Source organism: Alteromonas sp. CNT1-28, assembly GCF_022348345.1.
Lineage (GTDB): Bacteria > Pseudomonadota > Gammaproteobacteria > Enterobacterales > Alteromonadaceae > Alteromonas > Alteromonas macleodii.
In genome coordinates this window covers 1-8202 of record NZ_JAKREZ010000060.1, presented here as the reverse complement: position 1 = coordinate 8202, position 8202 = coordinate 1, and the positions used below count along the sequence as shown (strand labels likewise).

At 44.1% G+C, this 8202-nt stretch carries 8 protein-coding genes; 6 read left to right on the top strand and 2 right to left on the bottom strand.

All coding sequences use genetic code 11. The features are described 5' to 3' along the window. The first annotated feature begins 260 nt into the window (after positions 1-260). Complete coding sequence (locus MHN02_RS20800) at positions 261-1763, top strand: NCS1 family nucleobase:cation symporter-1 (protein WP_239247878.1); 1503 nt, start codon at positions 261-263, stop codon at positions 1761-1763. 127 nt (positions 1764-1890) lie between these two features. On the opposite strand, the gene MHN02_RS20795 is transcribed toward MHN02_RS20800, so the two are convergent. Continuing rightward, on the bottom strand, positions 1891-2625 hold the full coding sequence (locus MHN02_RS20795; protein ID WP_239240230.1) for a helix-turn-helix domain-containing protein: 735 nt from the start codon (positions 2623-2625) through the stop codon (positions 1891-1893). Positions 2626-2756: 131 nt separating this feature from the next. Here MHN02_RS20795 and MHN02_RS20790 point away from each other — a divergent pair, with 131 nt between their 5' ends. From MHN02_RS20790 to MHN02_RS20775, 4 genes are all read left to right on the top strand, one after another. Next, a complete protein-coding gene (locus MHN02_RS20790; protein WP_014950770.1) occupies positions 2757-3164 on the top strand; it encodes a hypothetical protein in 408 nt (135 codons plus the stop codon). A gap of 153 nt (positions 3165-3317) precedes the next feature. Beyond that, entirely contained in the window at positions 3318-4154 is an 837-nt protein-coding gene (locus tag MHN02_RS20785; RefSeq protein ID WP_239247876.1) for a DUF2145 domain-containing protein, read from the top strand. Further along, positions 4138-4608, top strand: a complete 471-nt coding sequence (gene yiaA / locus MHN02_RS20780) for an inner membrane protein YiaA (RefSeq protein ID WP_101565923.1) — start codon at positions 4138-4140, stop codon at positions 4606-4608. Before MHN02_RS20785 ends, yiaA begins: the two co-directional genes overlap by 17 nt. 174 nt (positions 4609-4782) lie before the next feature. Next, complete coding sequence (locus MHN02_RS20775; RefSeq protein WP_239247874.1) at positions 4783-5838, top strand: hypothetical protein; 1056 nt, start codon at positions 4783-4785, stop codon at positions 5836-5838. 53 nt (positions 5839-5891) lie between these two features. On the opposite strand, the gene MHN02_RS20770 is transcribed toward MHN02_RS20775, so the two are convergent. Next, positions 5892-6752, bottom strand: a complete 861-nt coding sequence (locus MHN02_RS20770) for a hypothetical protein (RefSeq protein ID WP_239247872.1) — start codon at positions 6750-6752, stop codon at positions 5892-5894. A gap of 435 nt (positions 6753-7187) precedes the next feature. On the opposite strand from MHN02_RS20770, the gene MHN02_RS20765 reads away from it, so the two are divergent. Then, a complete protein-coding gene (locus tag MHN02_RS20765) occupies positions 7188-8021 on the top strand; it encodes a class II glutamine amidotransferase (protein WP_239247870.1) in 834 nt (277 codons plus the stop codon). Positions 8022-8202: the final 181 nt, after the last annotated feature.

Sequence of the window (8202 nt, the reverse complement as noted above, 5' to 3'; positions counted from 1 at the left end):
TCTCCTCACCTTGTTAACTTGATTGTTCAATTCCAAGTTTGGCACATTGCGATGCCGTTTGAGGGGGGAGACCATTCCATCGTTGACCTTTGTTGTACACCAAAGATCAGCAGGCCCCAATAAAGGTTAGCAGCGAGCCTCTAATCTAATCGTTACGCCGTTGAGAGCGCTGATGCATTTTTTAACCTACCGCTTTGCCGAGCATGACGCTGTGTAAAAAGAAGCAACAAGTAATAGCAAACCCAATAAGGAAATAGATCGTGGATAACACCAACAATCAGACCATGACAAAACCTTCCCATTACGATGGCGATTTATGGAATGAAGATTTAGCGCCAACCAACGCGGAAACCAGAACCTGGGTGTGGAAAGACTATGCGGCATTATGGGTTGCGATGGTGGTTTGTGTACCTACTTACCTCTTATCTGCCGGCCTGGTATCAGAAGGCATGAATTGGTATCAAGCGGTTATCACTGTACTGTTGGGCAACATCATCGTGCTTGTACCTATGATGCTAATTGGTCATGCAGGTGCAAAATACGGCTTACCTTTTCCTGTTTTGTTACGTAGCGCATTTGGCACCAAAGGCGCGAAGATTCCTGCACTGGCTCGTGGACTTGTGGCATGTGGGTGGTTTGGAATTAACACATGGGTAGGCGGCAGTGCTATTTACGTTATTTTAAACAGCGTCAGCGGCGACGCATTTGTAGGGCAAGCGTTACCGTTTTTAGGTATCGATATCACACAAACTCTGTGCTTCTTCGCTTTCTGGGCGATGCACTTGGTTTTTATAAAACACGGTACCGAATCTATTCGTTGGCTTGAAACTTTTGCTGCACCATTTTTGATCTTAATGGGCTTAGCGCTTCTTGGTTGGGCATACGTTAATGCTGGTGGGTTTGGCGAAATGTTGTCAACGCCATCTCAATTTGTGGAAGGTGGAGCCAAAGAAGGGCAGTTTTGGACAGCCTTCTTCGCGGGCTTAACCTCTATGGTGGGCTTCTGGGCAACCATGGCGTTGAACATTCCCGATTTCACGCGTTTTGCAAAATCACAAAAAGACCAAATGTTAGGCCAAGCTATTGGCTTGCCATTACCCATGGCGCTATTTGCCTTTATCGGTGTAGCGGTAACGTCAGCAACGGTCACCATTTATGGTGAAGCCATATGGGACCCTGTGGCACTTGCCGGTCGAATGGGAGGCATGGGTGTAGTGCTGGCGCTTGCAGCATTAGCACTTGCAACGTTAACCACAAATTTAGCCGCTAACATGGTAGCCCCAGCCTATGGATTTTCGAATATGGCGCCTTCAAAAATAAGCTTCAAAATGGGCGGCTATATAACCGCTGGTATCGGCGTCGCTATCTTCCCTTGGAAGCTTCTTGAAACCGCGGGTGGCTATTTATTTACGTGGCTTACGGGATATTCTGCGCTACTTGGCCCTATCGCGGGTATTCTAATTGCCGACTATTTTATCTTAAGAAAATCGACCTTAAACATAGATGCGCTATTTCAACACGCTGGCGAATATGGCGCGAACAACGGTTGGAACATGGCGGGTGTGACTGCACTTATTATTGGCATTTTACCCAATATCCCAGGTTTTCTTCATGCCGCAGGCTTCGTAGAAAATGTGCCAGCCGTTTTCGATACGCTTTACGCCTACGCATGGTTTGTAGGGTTAATCATCGCCAGCATGGTTTACCTGCTGGTCTCCAACAGAGCACCCGTCACCATGCAGGCAAAAAGCGCCTCCCAATAATGGGGTCAGAGTACATTTCTGAGTAGCAAAAAATGGGGTCGGATTACTTTTCTGAGCAGAAAACTAATGGGGTCAGAGTACTTTTCTATTTAATGTACTCTGACCCCCCAAATATACTTCGACAGGGTTATTTTCGCTTCATGTTTTCAAAAAGTGAAGGCTCCCAAGGCCGCATCGCCATTAAAAGACCAATGTGCTGACGTTCTTCAATTGGTAGGGCATTATCTTCGCTGCTGAGTTTTGCGGCTTCTTGTCGCAGTTGTTCAAGACGGCGCTGAATAATCGAAACCGAGGTCTGAGAATAGCGGCCGCGTAAATAGAAACGGAACATCCATGGCTCGTTTTTCTTTGGATCCATAAACTTCACCATTACTTCCTGTTCCATAAACTTCTCTAGCGGGCCGCCAGGGATCCAGCGAAAGTTTTGCGCAATAAGTAGCTTGTAGCGGTTGTTCGGTAACAGCTCTATAAGCTTAAGTTTGTCTAAGGTTGTCATTAGCTTAATGCCCTCGACCTCAGAAATATTGTAGTGCTTGATGATTTCCGAGAATCGCCAGCCATCACGCACACATACGGCTGCAAGCAGTAGCTTGGGATTGGCAAGTAGCTCCATTTCTTGCTTCTCAGACAGCTGTGATATTTTTTCCTGCTGCTTTTGCGACAGGCTAAAAAGGTCGCTTAATGACAAATTTAGACATTCACAAATCTGTTCCAGTTTATCGAGGCTGAAAGCCTGTAAAGAGAAATTTCGTTTTACGCTGGCCTCGCTTACGTTCAGTTTCTGTGCGATCTGTTTGTAGGTAAATCGCTGCTCTCGTAAACATTGTTTAAGCGTGTCGTAAACAAGGTTAATTTGGCTCATGGTATTAAATAATTATACTTGTGGTGTAATTTGATACTACATCAGCGATTGCGGTTTACGAAATTTATTCTTGGTTCTAGTGTAGAACATGTTCAGGCACATCTCGCCTTTACATACTAGGAGCAAGTGATATGAAAAATTCGCGTTCAACATTGATGTTAACTGCACTATTAAGTAGTGCGCTTCTTACCCATTCTGTAATGGCAGATGATTCCATCGACCACAGTGGCAAAGCCAGTAAACATAGCGCGCTTGCTGCATCTGAAGGCCTAGCAACGACGGCGTCAGTAGCGAGTGCAGTAGTTGCTGTTCCGGTGATACTAACCGGCAGTGCTGTAGTGGCAGGTAGCGCAGTTGCTGAAAGTGTGATTGACGAGAGTAGCCGCAGTATTCACGGAGCTAGCCATCAGTCCTCCGTTAATAATAACCAGCCGTTAGTGGTTACCGAAACGATCATTACTGCAGACCCTGCGCCAAACAAAGTCGTTGCGACCACTAACACAACAACGACTACTACCACTACCACAACTAAACGCTAACGGTAAATTAATTGCTCGAACTTTGAAGCGCGACTGGAAGCTAAAAAAGTAGCTGTAGCTTGTTAAAAAACTGCTACAGCGAAGTGTTGTGCATCTAGCGCTTTAGGTGGCTCTTATTCAGTGCAAGTCGAGAGAATTTAAGCAGGGAAGAGTATGAAAACATTTTTGTATTCAATAGCTGTGGCTTTGGTACTACTTACTGCTAACGCTAATCACGCTTTGGCAGGTAGTCAGCAGCATGGAAAGCCTTCATTTTCATCTGAAGCCATTGCCATTTTTTCTAAAGAAGTAGAAAAGTATGCGGCAAGCCAAGGAGCTCGTGCCTTCATTATTGCAAGGCGAGGCAGACCGATTGAAGACATGCCGGAGGGCATTCGCTTCACGCACACTGCTATTGCTATCTACTCAAGCATTCAGCTAGATAATGGAGAGACTGCTAAAGGCTATGCAATCCATAATTTGTATCAAGATGCTGATGAACAAGACGTGAGTCATCTAGTTACCGATTATCCTGTAGATTTTTTCTGGAGTGCTTATGCGCTCGAGGCAGGCCTGGTTATCCCCTCGGTTGCCGTGCAGCAAGCGCTTATAAGTATGTACAGCGAAGATAGAGCAAAATTGTTGCATAACCCACGCTATTCAGTGGTTGCTAACCCATTTAACAGTGAACGACAAAACTGCACCGAGTACACCCTAGATGTGCTCAATGCTGCGGTGTACTCCACCACAGATATAGCCCAGCTAAAAGCTAATGCAAAGGCATATTTTACGCCGCAAAAAGTAAACATGAGCCGCGCCAAACTTGGCTTGGCGAGTATGTTCAGCGACGGCGTGACGCTGTCCGATCACGGTCGTAAGGTGGAAACAACTACATTTGGAAGCCTTGCTCGTTACATGCAGAAATACGATTTATCGGAAAAGGCAGTTATTTTTGCGAGTAACGGTGAGACAACTATTATCGAGGAATTTAATAATGCAGACTCAGAATAAACCAACGAAAGCATTTCGAATAGCTTCACTGGCAGCCCTAGTTGTGGGTGTAGCCGCTTATTTTATCGGCCTTTACAATGCCCCAATGGCGCTTAATGAAAAAGGTTATTACTTCACCATTATGTTATTTGGCTTGTTTTCTGTGGTGAGCTTACAAAAAACGGTACGCGATAAAATGGAAGGTGTGCCAGCGACCAAAGCATACTTCCTTGCATCAGCTGTAGCTACTGCATCAGCCATCGTATTGTTGGTAATTGGCTTATTAAATGCTGAGCTTTTATTAAGTGAAAAAGGCTTCTTCGGCATGGCCTTCATATTAAGCCTTTTCTCCGCTATTACGGTGCAGAAAAACGTACGCGATAGCCAAACTACAGACGAATCAAGCAGCACAAAAAGCGATACTCAAAGCAACGCTACTGAGCACGAAGACTCTCCCAAAGTGAAAGCTGCTTAAAAAATGGGGTCAGAGTACATTAAATTAATGGGGTCGGAGTACATTTCTAAGTAATGTACTCTGACCCCATTTGTTTTACGATTTACGCTTTTGGTTTCGGCGCATTTTCAGTATGGTTGGTAGTATCGCTGGTTAAGCATTCAGCCAGCTTGTTTAACGCATCAGGGATGAATTATGCGCAAACCTGTTAAATACCGAATAGCTTTTCTAATAGTTGCTGCTGCCTGCTTTTATGTAGGAACGTTATTTTTACCTGAAACACTTCCTGAAATAACCCTCTCCTTTGAAAGTATTTGGGCTAATGCACATTGGCGAAATACCTTGCTTGTTACGTTGGCATATTTTGTCTTTTTGCCTGTACTTTACTATTTCTGGATCATTCAAATTGGCAATCAGGCTTTGTGGAAATTAGTGTTAGTTCTTTCTTTAAGTAGTTTGGTCGCACGCTATAACTATCCAGAGCAGTTAGCCTATTACTTTGAATTCATTACCTATCTTAAATATCCGATTATTGCCGTATTGATGGTGATAGAAATTCTCCTTCTGGTAACGATAGTTAAAGCGTTGTGGGGGGCTCGAAAGCTCTCTGGCGATCCGCGAATTCATATGCTGGAACAATATGAAGGCGATAACATTTATGAAAAAGGGTCAAAAGAAGCAAAGAAGTTAGAGTTGGCACTTATGTTTGCTCATGAGCCCGCCAGTTGGTACTACGCCATTCCTCGTTTTAGTAGAAACCATGTTCCCGCCATAGCCAATCTGCATTTATGGTCCGCACAGTGGTGGCATGTGTCACTGGTTTGTGTAGCGCTTGTAGTTGCGACGTATGCAAGTTATCTCGCCATAGCACTTTGGAGTGAAACGGTTGCCATTGTGGTGGCAACCTTGGTTTTTTACCTCATAGTGATGTTTATTGCTAACTACAGAGTCAGCAAGCATTACTCTGTTTACCTTATAAAAGATAAGCTTATGGTGAATAATTCGTGGTGGGGAATGACTGTTATTCCACTTTCCAATATTAAACAAGTAGAAACAGGCAGTTGGACGGCTGCTTCAACAAAAGAACAGTTCCATTTCGGTAGAGGCAACGCAAACGTTAAACTTACTTTTGTTTCAGAACAAAAGTATTACTCTGGTTTAGCGACTTTTATTGAGCCGATGGACACACTTTATCTCAGTGTCGACGACCCGTCAGCACTACATGAGATTTGTCAGCTTAACACCGAATAAATGGGGTCAGAGTACATTACTAAAAAGTACTCTGACCCCATGATCTCAAAATGCTAGTTGGTTTCGGCTTGCCATTCAGCTAATTGCTTAGCGATTTGTGCTGAGACTCGTTCGTCAACTATTGCGGCGCGCCGATTCATTTCGTGGTGCCATTGGCTGTTTTGTTTAATATGTGAAGGCACTGGCGCATGACGGTTCAAAGGACCCGGGTAATAGTATGCGTCAGCAACGTCTGAAAGCTTTTGATTCGTGCCGTCTGCAAATCGTGCTGAAATGCTGGATAAAGGGGAGTTCAATTCACTCTTTTCGTTAAGCAAAACAAGCGTAGGAGTAGAAATATCGGGTATTGTCGATGTGGAAAAGTGGGTCCATACTGTCGCAATATTTAGGTCCTTAAGCTTAGAAGTAAAGGGCACAAACTCATTGATTGCTTCTCCCCGCTTTAACGATACAGTCTGCTTTAATGTATGCATTGCGCCAAACAGAAGAATCGCTTTATCGTTTTGTTCAGCTATCTGCTTCACAGTTTTTTCATAGTTAACAATGCGTGTTTTGGTGAGAGACTGCCATTGCTCTTTGCTCAATCCTTCCCATTTAAACTCTGGTTCAGCTAGAGCTATGCGCACTTTATGGTTTGACGATGCATTGAGTAACCTTAGTTTCTGCACAAAATGTCGGTAATGCCTATATTGCCACGCCATGAAATAAATACTGTCCTGCCACAAAGGCTCTAACTCTTGCAGTGAAACCTTTGTATTGGGGTTAAGCAGATAATCATCCAACTCGGGCTGGTAATGGCTATTACCGAACTCAGTCACAATAACGTCGACACTCTCAAAGATATCACGATCAGACAGAGCGTTGATTAAGAGCTCTGTCGGTGCTGCGGAGCCGTGTATATCACCAATTGCCACGATTTGATGTTCGCTTAATAAATGCTTAAAGGTTTGATTTACCTTGTTGTTCCTAGAATTAGCGATATGAGTTGAAGGCGAAACCTCGTTAGCAAAAGAAGTGTAAGGTAATAACACCGAACACATAACAATGACGAAAAGCGAATAAATCGAGAAAGAGTGGTAGCGCATCATAAATATGAAAGAATAGTTTGTTTGTAATTGATTATCATTATTATTAATAATAAATGAAAGGGGAGGTAAACATAAAACGGACGTTTTTACGCAATTCAATTAAAATAAAGTGGTATGAAGGTCATTGGCTTTAAAAAGGTGAATGAGTTGTAAAGTCTGCCGCTTCTCCTTTATTACGGACCAATGTCGAATTGATTCGGCTCGAGTGCTTGCGTATTCTCGACATACTTAATGAAATAACTGCTATAGGTGACAAACGTTGTGTGTGAACTTTTAGGCATGAGTGCGAACACTCCTACTGACCTATGTTTTAGTTTTACCGGGCTGACTCGCCGCGGTGGTGAAACAGGGCCGCATAAAGACGGCTGGGGCGTTGCTTTTTATGAAGGGAAGGGCGTGCGTATGTTTCACGATCCCGAGCCTTGCGCCACATCACCCATCGCAGACTTTGTTTCGAAGTTGCCTATAAAAAGCAAGAATGCGATTTGCCATATTCGTCAGGCTAATGTGGGTAACATTAACTTAGCTAACACGCATCCCTTTACTCGCGAACTGTGGGGGCGATACTGGGTGTTTGCGCACAACGGACAACTACCTAATTTCTCGCGCCGGACGGGTGTTTACGAAGCAGTTGGGGGTACCGATAGCGAAGAGCTTTTCTGCGATATTATGAATAACGTTAGGCAAAACCTCCCTCGAGACGCTATGCCTGAGCAGTTAGCTGAAACGTTAGTTTCACTTGCAAAGGAGTACGCTCAGCAAGGTGTATTCAATTGCTTGCTGAGCAATGGCGACTGGTTATTTACGTTCTGTAGTACAAAGTTAGCTAGCATTACCCGCAGAGCACCTTTTGGCCCCGCTTGTTTGAGTGATGTAGAGGTGGAAATTGATTTTGCAGCTGAAACCACGCCAAAAGATGTAGTGAGCATTATTGCTACTGAACCGCTAACAAACGATGAACAGTGGGATATCTACGAACGGGGTGAGTGGAAGCTATGGCAGGAAGGCGAAGTCATAGCCTCGGGTAAAGTGGATGTCCCTGAACACAAAAAAGAAGCCGAAATGGTTGCACCAGATCCATCGCTTCACGACTAATCACGAATTATGGGGTCAGAGTAACTTTAATTGCCCCGCTCTCAAAAAGCTTAGCGCTTGGTTGGTAACCTAGCGGAATAATGTACTCTGACCCTGAGGTATCCCCACAAATAATATTGCGATATCAATAAGATAAAAAAGATAGGAACATTCATGACGTTTGGTGATCAGATCAATCGCC